The 312-nt window shown below is 70.8% G+C and carries 1 protein-coding gene; it reads left to right on the top strand.

Annotation, left to right across the window (positions count from 1 at the left end; translation table 11 throughout):
* The coding region (locus tag NE591_RS13785) for a metal-dependent transcriptional regulator (RefSeq protein WP_256156924.1) at nucleotides 1-305 on the top strand (305 nt) is incomplete at its 5' end.
* Nucleotides 306-312: the final 7 nt, after the last annotated feature.

A 312-nucleotide genomic window follows, 5' to 3' on the forward strand; every position in this document is an offset into this window, starting at 1 on the left:
TGGACATCGCCGAGCGCATGGGCGTCGCCAAGCCGAGCGTCACCAAGGCGCACGGCAACCTGGCGCGCAGGGGCCTCGCCGAGGTGGTCGGCCGCGACGTGCGGCTGACCGAGGAGGGCGGGCGCCTCGCCGAGGCCACCCTCGACAAGCACCGCTTCTTCGAGCGGCTGCTCGTCGAGTCAGGCGTGGACGCCGAGACCGCCTCGGCGGAGGCCTGCCGCATGGAGCACTGCCTGTCAGAGGACTCCTACAGATGTTTCGCGGCCTTTCTCGGGAGCCGACGAGACGAGGGCGATGGCGGGTAAACGGAGG

The organism is Adlercreutzia sp. DFI.6.23, from assembly GCF_024462535.1.
Taxonomy (GTDB): Bacteria; Actinomycetota; Coriobacteriia; order Coriobacteriales; family Eggerthellaceae; genus Adlercreutzia; species Adlercreutzia rubneri.